Source organism: Streptococcus halichoeri, assembly GCF_019774635.1.
Lineage (GTDB): Bacteria > Bacillota > Bacilli > Lactobacillales > Streptococcaceae > Streptococcus > Streptococcus halichoeri.
In genome coordinates, this window is sequence record NZ_CP081502.1 from 1,537,834 (window position 1) to 1,552,698 (window position 14,865).

15 protein-coding genes and 1 pseudogene are annotated in these 14,865 nt (G+C 40.1%); all 16 read right to left on the reverse strand.

Going from position 1 to position 14,865, the window contains the following annotated elements:
- Positions 1-31 precede the first annotated feature (31 nt).
- The 16 genes and pseudogenes from K5J94_RS07310 to pcrA all read right to left on the reverse strand — a co-directional run bounded on the left by K5J94_RS07310 (position 32) and on the right by pcrA (position 14,634).
- Positions 32-964, reverse strand: coding sequence for a bifunctional riboflavin kinase/FAD synthetase (locus K5J94_RS07310; protein ID WP_159564013.1), 933 nt, complete (start codon positions 962-964; stop codon positions 32-34).
- 11 nt (positions 965-975) lie between these two features.
- Positions 976-1,860 carry a tRNA pseudouridine(55) synthase TruB gene (truB, locus tag K5J94_RS07315; protein ID WP_221912759.1) on the reverse strand — a complete coding sequence of 295 codons (885 nt, stop codon included), beginning with the start codon at positions 1,858-1,860 and terminating at the stop codon, positions 976-978.
- Between the two features lie 132 nt (positions 1,861-1,992).
- Complete coding sequence (locus tag K5J94_RS07320; protein ID WP_159564014.1) at positions 1,993-3,324, reverse strand: DUF2130 domain-containing protein; 1,332 nt, start codon at positions 3,322-3,324, stop codon at positions 1,993-1,995.
- Between the two features lie 27 nt (positions 3,325-3,351).
- Positions 3,352-3,948, reverse strand: coding sequence for a restriction endonuclease subunit S domain-containing protein (locus K5J94_RS07325; protein WP_221912760.1), 597 nt, complete (start codon positions 3,946-3,948; stop codon positions 3,352-3,354).
- Between the two features lie 119 nt (positions 3,949-4,067).
- Positions 4,068-6,554, reverse strand: a complete 2,487-nt coding sequence (locus K5J94_RS07330; RefSeq protein ID WP_221912762.1) for an ABC transporter permease — start codon at positions 6,552-6,554, stop codon at positions 4,068-4,070.
- 12 nt (positions 6,555-6,566) lie between these two features.
- Positions 6,567-7,269, reverse strand: a pseudogene (locus tag K5J94_RS07335) (ABC transporter ATP-binding protein).
- A gap of 699 nt (positions 7,270-7,968) precedes the next feature.
- Positions 7,969-8,613: a TrkA C-terminal domain-containing protein gene (locus K5J94_RS07340; protein WP_159544010.1), complete on the reverse strand. Its 645-nt coding sequence runs from the start codon at positions 8,611-8,613 to the stop codon at positions 7,969-7,971.
- A gap of 160 nt (positions 8,614-8,773) precedes the next feature.
- Complete coding sequence (locus K5J94_RS07345; protein WP_159549524.1) at positions 8,774-9,262, reverse strand: Asp23/Gls24 family envelope stress response protein; 489 nt, start codon at positions 9,260-9,262, stop codon at positions 8,774-8,776.
- Between the two features lies 1 nt (position 9,263).
- Positions 9,264-9,476: a CsbD family protein gene (locus tag K5J94_RS07350; RefSeq protein ID WP_159544014.1), complete on the reverse strand. Its 213-nt coding sequence runs from the start codon at positions 9,474-9,476 to the stop codon at positions 9,264-9,266.
- A gap of 41 nt (positions 9,477-9,517) precedes the next feature.
- A complete protein-coding gene (locus K5J94_RS07355) occupies positions 9,518-10,060 on the reverse strand; it encodes an Asp23/Gls24 family envelope stress response protein (RefSeq protein ID WP_159549530.1) in 543 nt (180 codons plus the stop codon).
- Between the two features lie 44 nt (positions 10,061-10,104).
- Positions 10,105-10,293 (reverse strand): DUF2273 domain-containing protein, encoded by a 189-nt coding sequence (locus K5J94_RS07360; protein ID WP_159544018.1) that lies wholly within the window; start codon positions 10,291-10,293, stop codon positions 10,105-10,107.
- Positions 10,294-10,303: 10 nt separating this feature from the next.
- Positions 10,304-10,885 carry an alkaline shock response membrane anchor protein AmaP gene (amaP, locus tag K5J94_RS07365; RefSeq protein ID WP_159544020.1) on the reverse strand — a complete coding sequence of 194 codons (582 nt, stop codon included), beginning with the start codon at positions 10,883-10,885 and terminating at the stop codon, positions 10,304-10,306.
- Between the two features lie 51 nt (positions 10,886-10,936).
- Complete coding sequence (locus tag K5J94_RS07370) at positions 10,937-11,182, reverse strand: GlsB/YeaQ/YmgE family stress response membrane protein (protein ID WP_159544022.1); 246 nt, start codon at positions 11,180-11,182, stop codon at positions 10,937-10,939.
- 167 nt (positions 11,183-11,349) lie between these two features.
- Positions 11,350-11,598 (reverse strand): GlsB/YeaQ/YmgE family stress response membrane protein, encoded by a 249-nt coding sequence (locus K5J94_RS07375; protein WP_221912764.1) that lies wholly within the window; start codon positions 11,596-11,598, stop codon positions 11,350-11,352.
- Between the two features lie 238 nt (positions 11,599-11,836).
- Complete coding sequence (locus K5J94_RS07380) at positions 11,837-12,085, reverse strand: GlsB/YeaQ/YmgE family stress response membrane protein (protein WP_159564017.1); 249 nt, start codon at positions 12,083-12,085, stop codon at positions 11,837-11,839.
- A 269-nt stretch (positions 12,086-12,354) separates the two neighbouring features.
- On the reverse strand, positions 12,355-14,634 hold the full coding sequence (pcrA, locus tag K5J94_RS07385; protein ID WP_408022829.1) for a DNA helicase PcrA: 2,280 nt from the start codon (positions 14,632-14,634) through the stop codon (positions 12,355-12,357).
- Positions 14,635-14,865 lie beyond the last annotated feature (231 nt).

A 14,865-nucleotide genomic window follows, 5' to 3' on the forward strand; every position in this document is an offset into this window, starting at 1 on the left:
ATTGTTTTTGCTTACCTCATTATACAAAAATTTAATTAAATTGGCTATCTTTTTTCCAATTTAATGCAATTTCTTTATCATGGTTAAGTTGGTCCACTAGTTCTTCAATGCCCTCAAATTTTTCCATATTACGAATCTTATCAAGCCAGATAATTTCTAAAGACTCACCATAAAGTTCACCATCAAAACCAAAGATATTAACTTCTAAGCGCATCTCTTTTCCACCAAAAGTGACATTCTTACCAATACTGGTCATAGAGCGGTAGCGATTCCCCCGGACCACGACATCAGTCACATAGACCCCATCGGCTGGGATAAAAGTGCGGTCAATCGGTGCTAAATTTGCTGTAGGAAAACCAATGGTCCGACCACGAGCATCACCATGAACAACCATACCTCGTGTAGAAAATTGATAACCTAGCAAGCGATTAGCCTGGGCAACTTCGCCAGCATAGATAGCCTCTCGTATCCAGGTGGAGGAAATTTTCCGACCAGCTTCTTGCAATTTTGGCATGGTATAGACAGTACCTGCAAAATTACGTCGCAAATAATCACTATCGGTGCGATTATGACCAAATTTATAATCAAAGCCCACCACGATATACTTAGGGTTAAGTTTTCCGATAAACGATTCAATAAAGTCATCCGAGGAAATTTTTGAAAAGGTTGTGGTAAAATCTGTTAAATACAAACGCTTAACACCATATTCGGCAAATTTTTGGTAACGTAAATCAGGGCGTGTAATATGTAAGAGAAGATCTGGTTGATATTTAACAAAAGCAAGCTTGGGACTTTCATTAAAGGTGAAACTAACCACATCAAGTCCTTCTGCCTGGGCTAGAGTCTGCGCTTTATCAAACAAGGACTTATGTCCTCGGTGTAAGCCATCAAAGTAGCCTAAAACAAGCACTGTCGGCTTGGATTCATGAATGTCTTGATAGGTTTCAATCTGTTGAATGTCCATAATATTCCTATTTATTCTATTAATACTTTTTTGGGTTTGTAAGCTTTTGATCTACGCTCTAAAATGGCAACCAATTTTTGTTTATAAAAAGCAGCCACTAATGGCGCCTCTACGGCTAAGATGACCTGTCGACCAAAGCTAATATCAGTATAGGCAGCTTGACTAAGTTGAACCTGTGGCAAATCTGCTACTCCTGCTTCGATGGGCAATAAGAAGGACCAATCGTTGGCTTTTAGCTTAGACGAAATTTCTTCTAGGCTAAGTGCTGAATCAATAGCTAAGCCGGCAGCAGCCGTTCGTTGTAAATAAGACATATGGCTGGCGTAACCTAGTTTTTGCCCCAAATCTACAGCCAGTGTTCGCACATAAGTCCCTTTGCCACAGGTGACCTTAAAACCAAAACGGCATAAGTCTTTTTCAAAGACAAGCGGCGTTGTGCGTTCAAAGCTTTTAATCTGAACCTGGCGCTTCGGACGCTCTACTGATTGGCCAGCACGGGCATATTCGTACAGCTTACGTCCCTTGACTTTTACTGCAGAATACATCGGAGGAATTTGTTCAATTTCACCTAAAAAACTAGTCATAGCCTGATCAACCATTGCTTCGGTCAGATCAGAAGACACTGGCGTCCTCTGAACAATCTCACCACTAGCATCTTCTGTTGATGTGGCATAACCCAGGGTGATTTGACCGTGGTAGCTCTTACCAGCATCGCTCATGTATTCAATGACCCGCGTTGCTCGTCCAACTGCAATCGGTAACACTCCCACTACATCCGGGTCCAGGGTCCCTCCGTGTCCAATTTTTTTCTCATGAAGCATCCGTCGCAGCTTAAATACAACATCATGCGAAGTCATACCTGCGTCTTTTTTGACATTGATAATTCCCGATTTCATCTACTTTATTCTTTCTTATAACTTATTTATTATAACGCCATTGAAAGAACTTTGACAAGCAATCAGTCTTAGTCGTCACCAACTTGCAATGTCAAAGTATCAAGCGTACACTGAGTGTTCTTATCCGATTATCTAGAGCTCATCAAATTTGGCTCGCATCGTTGGATTGTGTCGCGTTAATTTTTTCACAGACACATCCTCTAGTTTATTGTTAGCTAGACGCAACTGGTTTTCGCTGGTCGTTAAGAAACGCTTGACTTCCTCCATGCGTTTGATTGATTTGTCAATTTCGTCAATCGCCTTTTTAAAGTTTTGGCTGGCAGAATTATAGTTTTTAGCAAAAGCAGTCTTGAAGTGATCCAGATCTTCTTCAAAATGGGTAATGTCAATATGCTGTTCCCTTACAAGAGCTAGTTCCTGCTTGTAGTGAAGAGCATTTAAAGCGGCATTACGCAATAAGCCAATCAACTGGATGAATAATTGCGGACGAACAACATACATCTTGGGGAATTCATGACTAACATCAACAATCCCTGTATTATAATAGTCATTGTCTGCCTCAAGCATGGACACAAGTACAGCATATTCACATTCTTTTTCAGTGCGATCTTTATCCAATTCCTTGAAAAAATCACTGTTTTTATGCTTGGTTTTGGTCGTATCAGCTTCGTTTTTCATCTCAAACATAATCGAAAGCAGCTCGACGCCATTTTCATCTGTTTCGCGGTAAATAAAGTCTCCCTTGGATCCACGTGCTGATAGGGTATTATCCTTGGTGAAAGTTGCATTGGGAAAAGCATAGCTACGCACCTTATTAAATTCGGTTTCAGCATAGTTTTCCAGACTCTCGCCAATGGCTTTAGTGGATTGCTGCGCTTTAAAATTTTTATAAAAAGCAACTTGTTCATTTGCAGCGGTTAATTGAGCATCATAGTAAGATTTCAATGCATTAACTGATAATTGACTTTCTTTTTCTTGCAGAGCCAGCTGGCTTTGCGCCTGATCCCGTTCTTTTTCGATTTTCACTAATTGCTCCTGGTAAGCACGCGCTTGCTCAAGTGAGAGTTTATCTAGTTGATGTTGTAACTGGGAGACTTCTTTTTCTTTAGCTGCTAAGCCTTTGGCCAAGTCCAATGCGTTTTGGGAGCTGAGCTGAGATAGCTTACTCTCTAGTGTCAAGATCTCTTTTTCTTTGTCAGCCAAAAGCTGATTTTGTTTAAAGTTTTGCTCTTTTGCAAGCTGCTCAAGCTGACTTTGTAATCCTAAAATCTCTTGTTCCTTTTCTGAGATAGCTTTTTGCAGTTGCGACTGCGAACGTTCCTCAAGGAGCTGGACCTCTTTGTGTAAGCGATCAGTCAGCTCGTTGTCAAACGCCTCTCCTCGTACTTGAGCCAGGAGTTGACTGTACTCAGACTCATCAATCGTAAAAACAGTCTGGCAATGCGGACATTTTATTTCTTTCATTTTCTTTCTCTTTTTAATGGAATTATGTTAATTAAGATGGCGTTCAATTTCAGCACGAAGGTGATCCCACTCCTGCTTGGCCCGCAGCATCTTGCGTTGGTAATCATTATAGCCTCTAAGATAACGGCTAATGAGATAATCTTGTTTGACTAGAGGTAATTCTGGAATCGGAATTTCCAGTAATTCTTTTGTTGAGAGGTTCATCACATTTTTACCACGGTCAACTGCCTCCAAAAATGCCTGGCCAATCATCGAATCTAGGAAAAATTTAATGTAGTAACCACGCACATGTGATGTGGGACGTAGCACCGTTATATTGGAAGAAGCAAGCGTTTCATGGTCTTGTTGATGGAAGACACAGACCTTTTTGACGGTACCCTTAGAAGCAATCAGCACATCACCATCTTCTAGAATATAGCGCAGGAGTTGCCTGCGATCCTGTTGAAAAGAGCGCAGGCTCTCATAATGAATGCCTTCATTGCCCATATCTGATAAATTAATAAGGCGAAAGTCACCTGGTGGCAGCTGCTTAGCGATCGCTTTTCCTTTAAAGCATTCTGTCACCTCAGCTAAACGAATCTTAGGACGGCCATCTTCCAAATAAGCCCTAATCTGCTCTTGCATTACTCTAGTATCCTTCTATTAAAATATAGTATTTAAATACTACTACATTTCTCCTAATTCCTCAAGTGAAAAATGAAAAACAAGGGCTGATATATCCCACTACTGCCTTTTTTCTGACTTTAGTCAACCGACTTCAAGGCTTCAAGCATATCCATGCGCTTAAGCTGATAATGAACCCAAAAAGCTAAGCTGGCAACGACCAAACAAATGGTAAAAATAGGTAGAGCCAGCACATAGCACGCAATAGCATGACCAAATTGCATGGACTCCGTTACTAACTGTGCCATGATCAATCGGTGAAGGCCCCATCCCCCAAGCAAACCAAGTAAGATACCAAGCCCTGTCAAAACAAGCGTTTCACGATAGATATAAAAGGTAACTTCTCCATCATAAAAACCTAAGACTTTTAGGGTTGAGAGTTCTCGTGCCCGCTCAGCCATGTTGATAGCTGTTAAATTATACAGAATCACCAAAGCTAAAACCGTAGCTAAAACCACCAAAAGAATCATGATATGACGTAAGGAGCGAACAGTAGCTTCTACAGAATGGCGCAGTGTCAATTGTTGACTGACATGGCTAACTGCTGGCTCCTTTAAAATGGTACTTGCTGCTGCTTTAATCGCACTTGCTCGCCTAGACTGTAATTGAAGAAAATAGCCATCTTCTACAGGAAGCTGAGCAAAGACATGTTGATAATAACCCTGTGAAACCACTATGTAATGCCCAACCTTCATATCAATAATACCCGCAACGCGTGCTTGATAGGTTTGACCTTGATCGTCTGTAATCGTTAGCATCTGCCCCTCTTTGACCTGATAGGCTTTGGATAAAAGATCGGATAAAAGGATTCCTCGCTCAGGCACCCGAAGGCACTGGCCAAAACGAGCGTCATATAGCCCAATAAAAGGGTGTAGGCTGGCATTTGGGCTCACTAAGATCGTAACAGCTTGCTTATTCGTCTGGCCGTCAATAGTGACCTGCAGCTGACTAATCCGGACCTCTTGCTTATCAGCAATAGCAGAGCTTTCCAAAGTATGCTCTAACCGTTTAAAATCTCTTGTTTGCCTTTGCTTTTTCACAAAAACCAGTAAATCATAAGGCGTCAATTGATGAAACTGTTGTTTTACCATAGACGACAAAGAAGCTTGAAGCCCAAGGCCAGCATACATTAAAGTCACAGAACCTGCCACCCCAAGCAAGGTCATCATCATCCTTTTTTTGGAGCGTAACATATTACGGGTAGTGACCTTTTGCGTAAACGATAGCTTACCCCAAAGCCAAGGCCAATATTCTAAAAATACCTTTGCCCCCTTAGTGGGTGGTTTTGGCACCAATAGCTGCGCTGGACGAGCTAAAAGGGTCTGTCGAACGACCAAAAAGGCTGGTAAAACTGCCGCAACCATAGCAAAAACAAGGGCCAAGGCTGCAGATGATACATCAAAAACAAGACTAACTTGTCCAAGGCCCAGTGGCTTAACAATAATACCTGCAATCAAATCAGCTAGATAATAGGTTCCACCAATAATTCCCAATAAGCTGCCCCAAAAGCTAGCCAAAAAGCCATAGGTTATTACCGTCATTCCAGTGGCCTGTTTAGAGTAGCCCATAGCTAACAATAAACCTAAATTGAGCCGCTCTTCATCAACATAGCGTGAAATCGTAGTAAAGGTCACTAGGGCAGCCACTATGTATAAAACAAGGGGGAAGATTTGACCAATCATCTGAATGGACCTAATAGCAGTATCATACGACTGATAACCTTCTGACCCAGCTAGAGTCATCCGATTAAAGCTTGTAAACCTAGGTGACTCTAGAAACCTTTCTTTCCCTATCTTTTTGTTGTCCTTGGTCTGTTGGAGGACTTTTTGCTGGCGCTGCTTAGCTTCTTGTGTCAGCGTTTTTAGTTTTTGATCAAGGGCTGCTTGATACTTTTGAAGTTGCATTTTATAGGCCTTAGTAAAGCCACCAAGAGGAGCTAAATCCTGATAAGAGATGCGGGCCATATTCTCAGGCATTTGAAAAGCTTCTTTTGAGAGTACCGCATAGGCCTTAAGATTCCCATCACCTTGTGTAGAAGCACCAAGGTTGGTCTTTGACCAAATTTCTGAAGAATAGGCAAAGCCTACCACCTTATAATCTCTATATCTTAAAGTGCCGTGATTTTGCGGCTTTAAGCTAATCGAGCTACCTAAAGGATATTGCTTTTCTAACCAGGGAGCTAGTGCAACCTCGGTCTTCATTTGAGGCAAGCGCCCTGCTGTAAGCTGAAATAAGGACTGCTGGCTCGGTTTTTGAAACAAACGGATAGCCTGCTTTCCTTTGTGACCCATAGTTGCTTCTAACACTCGGCTATAACTCGTATCAACCTTGTCTAGGTGAGCCAATCGCTCTTTTTCCCGCTCTGAAAAGCCTTGATTTGCTAGTACCATCACATCAGCCACCCGGTGGCGTCTAATAAAGGCATTTCCTGTTTGCTCTAAGTCAGGTCCTGCTGCTTTTAAACCAACTAAAGCAAACGAACCCAAAGTCATTAATAAAAAGAGTGAGATAAAACGTGCCTTGGTTTCCCTAATCAATCGAAAAAGCGATTTCCATAGCGTATGCATTTACTGCTCCTTTTAATAGTCAATATTAGCGATAGGAACTGGCTGGGCGTTAACCGTGATAGACTCGACTTTAGCATCATGCAAACGAATCACTCGATCAGCCATCGAAGCTAAAGCACTATTGTGCGTAACAATAATGACCGTGGTAGCTTGGGTGTGTGCGAGGGTCTTGCAATAATGTCAAAACTTGCTTACCAGTTTGATAATCTAAAGCTCCCGTAGGTTCATCACAAAGCAATAGCTTAGGCGACTTAGCCAAGGCGCGAGCAATCGAAACGCGCTGCTGCTCCCCGCCTGATAACTGACTGGGAAAATGATTTTGCCTTTCCTTAAGGCCAACATCCGCCAATGCCTCACTAGGATCACGATGATGCCGGACAAGCTCAACTGCCAATTCAACATTTTCCTTAGCAGTAAGATTGGGAACTAAATTATAAAATTGAAATACAAAGCCGACATTCTCACGGCGGTAAGCCGTCAATTGCTTGCTATTAAAATGGGTAATATCTTGCCCATCAATCAGAACCTGCCCCTGATCAGCTTGATCCATTCCACCTAAAATATTTAATAAAGTAGATTTTCCTGCACCAGAAGCACCTAGGATAACCACTAGCTCGCCTTTTTCTATTGTAAAGGTGATGTCTTTATTCGCATAAATCGTATGATCCCCCATCTTATAAAACCGTGATACTTCATCTAATGAGATATAGGACAAAATCAGCCTCCCCTGTTACCTGTGCCATAAAGCTTTGTCAAAAAAGCTTTTTTATGTTCTAAGTCTATTATATGATTATGAAAGAGCTTTCACAAGTGTTTGAAGAAGCGCGAACCATTTTTCAAGAAACCTGGCACGTGTTTTTAATCGTAAAGTAAACAGAAGTGGATTTAGACCAAAACTGTGAAGGCATTCAAGGATGACAAAAAACGAATGAAGTTGGTGCCCAATCTTTTTGACTGGCACTTGATTTCCCTCATTCGTTTTAGAATAGTCTTCTGGCTTTGCATTTCTAGCAGTCTGACCTCGCAGCTTTTAGTTTAAGGGGGCATTTGCTAAATTGCTTGACATCAGGTACAACATCACCAACTTACAACAGTAGTGGTGGCCCAGCTAAGTCTACAGCTTTGTCCTTTAACTAATGGCATTTGATTGTCCTCCCTATTCTGCTTGCTCTCTTCTATAGCAGAGCGATGGATTTCTTTCTAAAAATAAAAAGCTAGAAACACTCTAGCTCACAATAGCAATAACGTTGCCAACTACCATCAAAAGAAAAACCGTGAAATGGTAACATTTCCTTGCGTTTTTTGACTAAGCAGCGCTGCTACTTTTTGAGTATGGTTTTGCTTTAAAAAAAGATTGAAGAAAATTGTTGGTAATGACCCTTTTCTTCAATCTAAACGATATCAGGTAAGGATGCTATAATCCCATAGAAAGATTGAAGAAATTTTTCATTCGAGAATAAACCGTATCATCTCCAACAAAGTAGATATGATCACCTTTTTCAATAACTGCATACGGGCCTGGCGAGATTAGAAACTTGCCATCATGCTCTATTGCAACTACTGTTGCACCTGTTTGATGCCAAAGATTAAGCACACCAATCGATTTACCAAAGTGTTCTGTATCACGGCTTACTATAATTTCATAAGGTGCCAAAGGATATTGCTTACTAATCGACTGACTTTGCATTAAAAAGTCATTTACTAACACATTCAGCTGATCCATATCATTTTGCTGAGCAGCAATATTTTGCCGAATCTTTTCTTTGATAACAGCAATAGAATGGGTCGTTTCATACTGCTTTATAAATTCAATCGCCTTCTCCTTTGATAAGACAATGGCCCCGCTACCGTGTTTGAGAGTTAAAATTTTCAAATCCGCTAAGATATTCAAACCCTTACGTGCTGTCTCTGGCGATACATTAAAGGTTGAAGCTATAGTAGTCCGTGATTTTAGCTTTTCCCCAACTTCATATTCTCCATTGGCAATTCGCCCGGCCACAGAGATGGCGATTTGTTGATATTTTGAGCTGGTCAGCTCCTTTTGATTCGCTTTCGTCATTTTCCACTCCTTTCTTTTGAATATCGCAGTGTTTATTACATTTTACTATCTTTTTTATCACATTGCAATTTCAATCTTAACTCATTTTAATCCAGTTTAAAATAAAGGCTGGTTAGTCAACCAGCCCTTTGTCTTATCAAAATGAGTATTTAAAACAAATCTAGTTAGTTGATGAATGGGTATTAGACTTTTCAGCAACTGATGTTTTGATTTGATCAGTTTTTTCACTGACATAATTGGAAGTTGAGCTTGCAGCACTTGATACACGATCTTGAACAGTTACTTCAGCTTCTTTTTGCTCTTCCTTGGTCCGAATATCCACCACATTGACATTAACTTCAACAACTTTTAAGTGTGTCATAACATCAACATTTTGGGCAACGATTTGTTTTAAGCCTTCAACGACTTTTGGAATATCCTTACCGTACTCAACAATAGCATCCAAATCAACAGCTACTTCTTTGCTACCTACCTCAACATTCACCCCATCGGTGACAGAGTCAGAATTGACCATGTTGTTTTTAATGTTAGAGAAAAAGCCACCACTAACAGCTAGTAAGCCATCAACATTTTCAAGGGCATGACCCACAATTTTTTCAATAACCTTATCATCATAAGTTAGTTTTGTTTTAATTGTATTTTCTGCCATCTTATTTCCTTTCTTCATCTTTGTCTTTTTTCAACCCTTTAGAAAGACCTTCTAATGTATCTTTAGCATTAGCCACAAATTCATCAAATTTACCAGAAACTTTTTCAACTTTTCCTTCTGATTCTAATGATTTGTCACCGGTCACTTTTCCTAGACCTTCTTTGATTTTACCACCTGCTTGATCAACTTTTGCATTCCATTTTTCTTCAGACATGATAGGCCACCTTTCTTAAATTAAATCTCAAAAATCAGTTATTATTGCACACGAGGTTCCGTTTGCATATTATCAACTCCATTATTGACAGAAGATTTGACGTTATTTACTTGTTTACTGGTAAATTGGCTAGTAGCTTGGGCAGCATCGCTCATTTTATCTTGGAGTGATACTTGATCAGCTTCGTATTGGGCACGTGTTTTAATGTCAGTAACATTGACATTTACTTCAATAACATCAAGATCAGTCATTTTTTTAACTTCTTGTTCAACCACTTCTTTAATTTGCTTGAAGATAGTTGGCACATGCTTTTGATATTCAGCAATAATATCTAAGTCAACTGCGACTTGTTTTTTACCAACCTCGACATTAACACCATCTCTTACGGAATCAGAGTTAACTAATTTTCCTTTAAGATTTGAGAAAAAGCCACCATTAACAGCTAGTAAACCATCAATATTTTCAAGGGCTAGCCCAACAATCTTTTCGATAACTTTATCTTCATAAGTGAGTTGGCCGCGGATACCAGAAGCATCCAAATGAGTGTTTGTTTTTGTTGTGTTTTTAATGTAAGTTTCAGTCATGGTAATTCTCCTTTTTGATATGATTGGGACTAAGTTTTGCTTAATTATCTGCGGTTACGAAATTGTTCCAACAAGCCTGTTTTCTTTAAATACAATCCTAAATAGGCACCTAGGGCAGTAAACACTAATGCAAGAATGGTTTTCCAAAACCCAAAGGAAATAAATGAGATAGCTAAAATTAGTCCAATTCCAGCACCAATGATGGGATATTTATATTTTTCAAAAAATGTCATCTGAATGCTCCTATTCTACACGATCATGGTCAACCGTTCTGAGGTCAGTAGATTTAATATCTTTGACACGGACAGTAAAGTTTACTGGGCGATTAAGGCCAAGAAATTGACTTAAACCAGTCTCAATGCCTTTTTTAAGTCCGCTGATTTGCTCTGCTGCTCCTACTCGTGAGGCTAACTGACCAGCAACATCCACTTTAAACTTACGCTTATACATTGAGATGTTCACATTGGGACGTTTCATTAAGCCAGTTTCTTGCACAGCCGAGCGAACATAACCTTCAATAGCCGTTTTCTTCAACATTAAGGTGCCATTATCTTTAGCAAGCTTAATTTCGGTATAGGTACGTGGATAGAAAATCACCACTAATAATCCGATTACAACCACTATTGCCAACACAACAGCAGCCCAGAAGAAATAATAGTACAAACCAGGATTTAGATAATAGGGGACTTGGTTAGTATCCCAACTGAGCCAATCATAACTAGCTGGTAAATTCACATATCCCGCTGTAGCTGTAATCACCAGCAGCAAAATAGATAAGAGTACCAGACTAATAAGACTGAAAATAATTTTCAAAGACTTTGCCATATTTACCTCTTTTCTCTATGGAAGAACTTCCACTAACTAGGCTATGACCTATTAGCGAAGCTTACTAAGAACAAACGAAGTAACGGCAACAACAATGACTGCACCAATAATAGAGGGAATCAGTGCCATTCCAGCAAGTGATGGTCCCCAAGAACCCAATAATGCTTGACCGACATAGGCCCCAACAAGACCAGCTACAATGTTAGCAATCCAGCCCATGGAGCCGCCTTTTTTGGTAATTGCACCAGCAATCACCCCAATAATAGCTCCAACAATCAATGTCCAAATAGTTCCCATAATAATTCTCCTTTTTCCTAAATCAGTCATCCAGCACTGCTAAGCCAAAATTAGCTTTCAACTAGCCAATGACACTTCGATTTAATCTTATAAAATTTAAGGTAAATAAACAGAATGACTCGCACCTATTTCTCAGTAGTCCCATTATGCTTAAGATTTACCTACTGTTAATCATGCATTTTACTTAGCACTAGTGAGGTAATAATTACTACAACTACTGCACCAATAATAGATGGAATCAGTGCCATCCCAGCAAGTGATGGTCCCCAAGAACCCAACAATGCTTGGCCAACATAGGCTCCAACAAGACCAGCTACAATGTTAGCAATCCAGCCCATAGAGCCACCTTTTTTAGTAATCGCACCAGCAACAAGGCCGATGATTCCGCCAACGATTAATGTCCAAATAACTCCCATGATGTTTCTCCTTTTTCTTACAATTTGAGTCAGCCCAAAAATGTGACTACTCAAATTCATTTTAGTGTTGTTATTTTAAAATGTAAAATTTTTTAAGCCCTATCTCTAGGAGATTATTGCTTAAAACTTAAACTTTATTAAGTGACCACACTATTTATTGTTTATATTGTTATTATACACCCTCAGAAAATAATAGCAAGTAATATGACTTGATTTTGCAAAGTTTTTTTCACTACGCCTATTTAGGCATCCGATTAAGAATCAGCGAAGTAACGATAACAACAATAACGGCACCGATAATAGAGGGAATCAGTGCCATCCCCGCAAGTGATGGTCCCCACGTACCTAATAATGCTTGACCAACATAAGCCCCAACAAGTCCACCTACAATATTGGCAATCCAGCCCATAGAGCCACCTTTTTTAGTAATTGCACCAGCAACAAGGCCGATGAGTCCACCTACAATTAGCGACCAAATAGTTCCCATAACCATTCTCCTTTATGTAAGTTATCTTTTAAGAATATTATTATTCTTAAAAGTGACTATATGAATTAAATCAATAAGTGTCATTTAGCAAATAGCTAGAATAAACCTTTTATCACTAATGTTAAAAAGCTTATATTTAAAGCTTTCTAAAAAGTGACCACTCTTTATTTAATTTATATTGTAATTATACAACTTCGAAGTGAGATGGCAAGCATTATGCTCAGCTTTTTTCACAAAAAACCTAGGCCAAAGACCTAGGTTAAACATGTTTAGGAACGTTTTTCAAGCGGGGCTACACTGGCTAAGAGTTTCTTTAAACCCACTTGGGGAAATTTTATCTTTAATTCCATCGTGGGGCCACTTCCTGAGACCTCAAGAACTGTACCATCTCCCCATTTTTTATGGTGGGCAATATCGCCAATCTCCCACGCCGGAACAAGCCCTTGTGAGGTTTGCTTTTGGGAAATAGCTGACGCTTGCAAGCGAGCTTGTTCTTGAGCTTTGCGCGCTTGAATAGCTTGGGATAAGCTCATCCCTTGACCAAATTGCTGGATCTGCGCTTGGCTATAGCGAACACCAAAGGAACTATTTGCTGGACGAGCTAAGCCTTGATAAGCTAACAAATCTTCGGATATTTCATGCAAAAAGCGTGTCGGGCGGTTATAACTAGTCTTACCAAAAAGAGTTCTCGTATTTGCATTGGTTAAAAAGAGGTGTTGTTCTGCACGTGTGATGCCAACATAGGCTAAGCGCCGCTCTTCTTCTAATTCATCAGGATCTTCACTGGCACGCGACAAGGGAAAGACACCTTCTTCCATTCCGATTAAAAAGACCACTGGAAACTCTAGTCCCTTAGCAGCGTGTAGCGTCATTAACGTTACTTGGGCTGCTTCAGTTTGACCATCATCAGTATCAGCGATTAAAGCCAAATCATTTAGAAAACGTCCTAATCGATCAAGACCGCTCTCATCTGCTTCGAGCTTTTCTTGTTCATCAAAATGCTTGGTAACAGTTAAGAATTCCTCAATGTTTTCAATGCGGGCATGACTCTCTAAGGTGTTTTCGACCTTTAATGCTTCTAAATAATGGGTCTTATCTAATAACTGCTCAGTCAATTCGGTGACGCTCAAGCGGTCCATCGTTCCTCGCAACTCATATAATATAGAAGAAAGTTCCATCATTGCTTGGGCAGCTTTGCCCTTTAAAGGCGACATGAGCAGATTAGATGAGGCTTCTAGTAATGATAATTGACTGCCTTGGGCAAACTGCCGTAATTTTTCCAAGGTACCTGGTCCTACACCTCGTTTGGGTTGATTGACAATTCGCTCAAATGATAGATTATCTGCTGGGTTGGCGATGACTGTCAAATAGGCAATAACATCACGAATTTCTTTGCGGCTATAGAATTTCGTTCCTCCAACCATTGTATAAGGAATATTTGACTTTAACAAAGCTTCTTCAATCGTTCGAGATTGTGCATTAGTCCTGTACAAAACTGCAAATTCTTTAAAGGCTTTGCCCAGTTCTTGTGCCATGTTACTGATAGTCGAGGCTACAAAGACAGCTTCGTCTTGCTCATCATGGGCCCGGTAATAAACGAGCTGTTCACCTTCGGGATTTTGCGTCCATAATTCCTTGGGCCTGCGATTGGCATTATTAGCAATCACATCATTAGCAGCCTTTAGAATTTTTTTAGAAGAGCGATAGTTTTCTTCTAATAGGACAACCTTTGCATCGGGATAATCTTTTTCAAAATCAAGTATATTTTGCATATCCGCGCCGCGCCAGCCATAAATAGACTGATCGGCGTCACCTACAACACAGATATTTTTAAAACGAGAGGCCAGTAATTTGACTAATTGATATTGAGCGTGGTTTGTATCTTGGTACTCATCAACGTGGATATACTGATAGCGTTGTTGATAGTAAGCCAACACGTCCTGATGGTGATCAAAAAGACGTAGGGTCATCATAATCAAATCATCAAAGTCCATCGCTTCGCTGCGCTGCAACTCTTCTTGATATAAGCGATAGCACTTGGCCACAATCTGGCTATAAAGATCACTAGCTTGCGCTTCATAAGCAACTTCGTCTAATAAATCATTTTTTGCATTGGAAATAGTGGCCAAGATGGTGCGCTCATTCCATTTTTTGGGATCAATATTGAGCTGTTTAAGGATACGCTTCATCAATGTGCGCTGCTCACCCGGATCAACAATCGTAAAATTGCGATTATAGCCAATCCGGTCTGCCTCACGCCGTAAAATGCGAACACACATGCTATGAAAAGTAGCAATTAAGGTATCTTGTATAGCGGGATTAAGGGCCAAAGCCCGCTCTTTCATCTCACGCGCCGCTTTATTGGTAAAAGTGATAGCTAAAATATTCCAGGGGTTAACACATTTTTCATCAATCAAATAAGCAATGCGATGGGTCAAGACCCGTGTCTTACCAGAACCTGCACCAGCCATAATTAAGAGGGGACCTTCTGTGGTCTGCACAGCCAAGGCCTGTTTGTCATTCATTCCATTCAATAAAGGATTCATCATATCTCCCAAAATTATCCTAACTTGGTCTGTCAATGGCAGACCTATAACGTTACAATTATAACATGAGACAGCTAAAAACTAAACCATTTGACAGATTTGCCCCCCGCCATAGGCATGAAAAAACATGTACGCTTTTTAGCTCCATGCCTTGTTTTAATACCTTGTTAAGGCATTGCTATTTAATATAAACTGCTGCTGACATTTTGCTTGAAGATAATAGAAACTATCATC

Excerpts from the sequence above, each read along its gene's own strand:
- K5J94_RS07310 (WP_159564013.1), bottom strand. The coding sequence starts at position 964 with ATGGACATTCAACAGATTGAAACCTATCAAGACATTCATGAATCCAAG.
- truB (WP_221912759.1), bottom strand. The coding sequence starts at position 1,860 with ATGAAATCGGGAATTATCAATGTCAAAAAAGACGCAGGTATGACTTCG.
- K5J94_RS07320 (WP_159564014.1), bottom strand. The coding sequence starts at position 3,324 with ATGAAAGAAATAAAATGTCCGCATTGCCAGACTGTTTTTACGATTGAT.
- K5J94_RS07325 (WP_221912760.1), bottom strand. The coding sequence starts at position 3,948 with ATGCAAGAGCAGATTAGGGCTTATTTGGAAGATGGCCGTCCTAAGATT.
- K5J94_RS07330 (WP_221912762.1), bottom strand. The coding sequence starts at position 6,554 with ATGCATACGCTATGGAAATCGCTTTTTCGATTGATTAGGGAAACCAAG.
- K5J94_RS07340 (WP_159544010.1), bottom strand. The coding sequence starts at position 8,613 with ATGACGAAAGCGAATCAAAAGGAGCTGACCAGCTCAAAATATCAACAA.
- K5J94_RS07345 (WP_159549524.1), bottom strand. The coding sequence starts at position 9,262 with ATGGCAGAAAATACAATTAAAACAAAACTAACTTATGATGATAAGGTT.
- K5J94_RS07350 (WP_159544014.1), bottom strand. The coding sequence starts at position 9,476 with ATGTCTGAAGAAAAATGGAATGCAAAAGTTGATCAAGCAGGTGGTAAA.
- K5J94_RS07355 (WP_159549530.1), bottom strand. The coding sequence starts at position 10,060 with ATGACTGAAACTTACATTAAAAACACAACAAAAACAAACACTCATTTG.
- K5J94_RS07360 (WP_159544018.1), bottom strand. The coding sequence starts at position 10,293 with ATGACATTTTTTGAAAAATATAAATATCCCATCATTGGTGCTGGAATT.
- amaP (WP_159544020.1), bottom strand. The coding sequence starts at position 10,885 with ATGGCAAAGTCTTTGAAAATTATTTTCAGTCTTATTAGTCTGGTACTC.
- K5J94_RS07370 (WP_159544022.1), bottom strand. The coding sequence starts at position 11,182 with ATGGGAACTATTTGGACATTGATTGTTGGAGCTATTATTGGGGTGATT.
- K5J94_RS07375 (WP_221912764.1), bottom strand. The coding sequence starts at position 11,598 with ATGGGAGTTATTTGGACATTAATCGTTGGCGGAATCATCGGCCTTGTT.
- K5J94_RS07380 (WP_159564017.1), bottom strand. The coding sequence starts at position 12,085 with ATGGGAACTATTTGGTCGCTAATTGTAGGTGGACTCATCGGCCTTGTT.
- pcrA (WP_408022829.1), bottom strand. The coding sequence starts at position 14,634 with ATGATGAATCCTTTATTGAATGGAATGAATGACAAACAGGCCTTGGCT.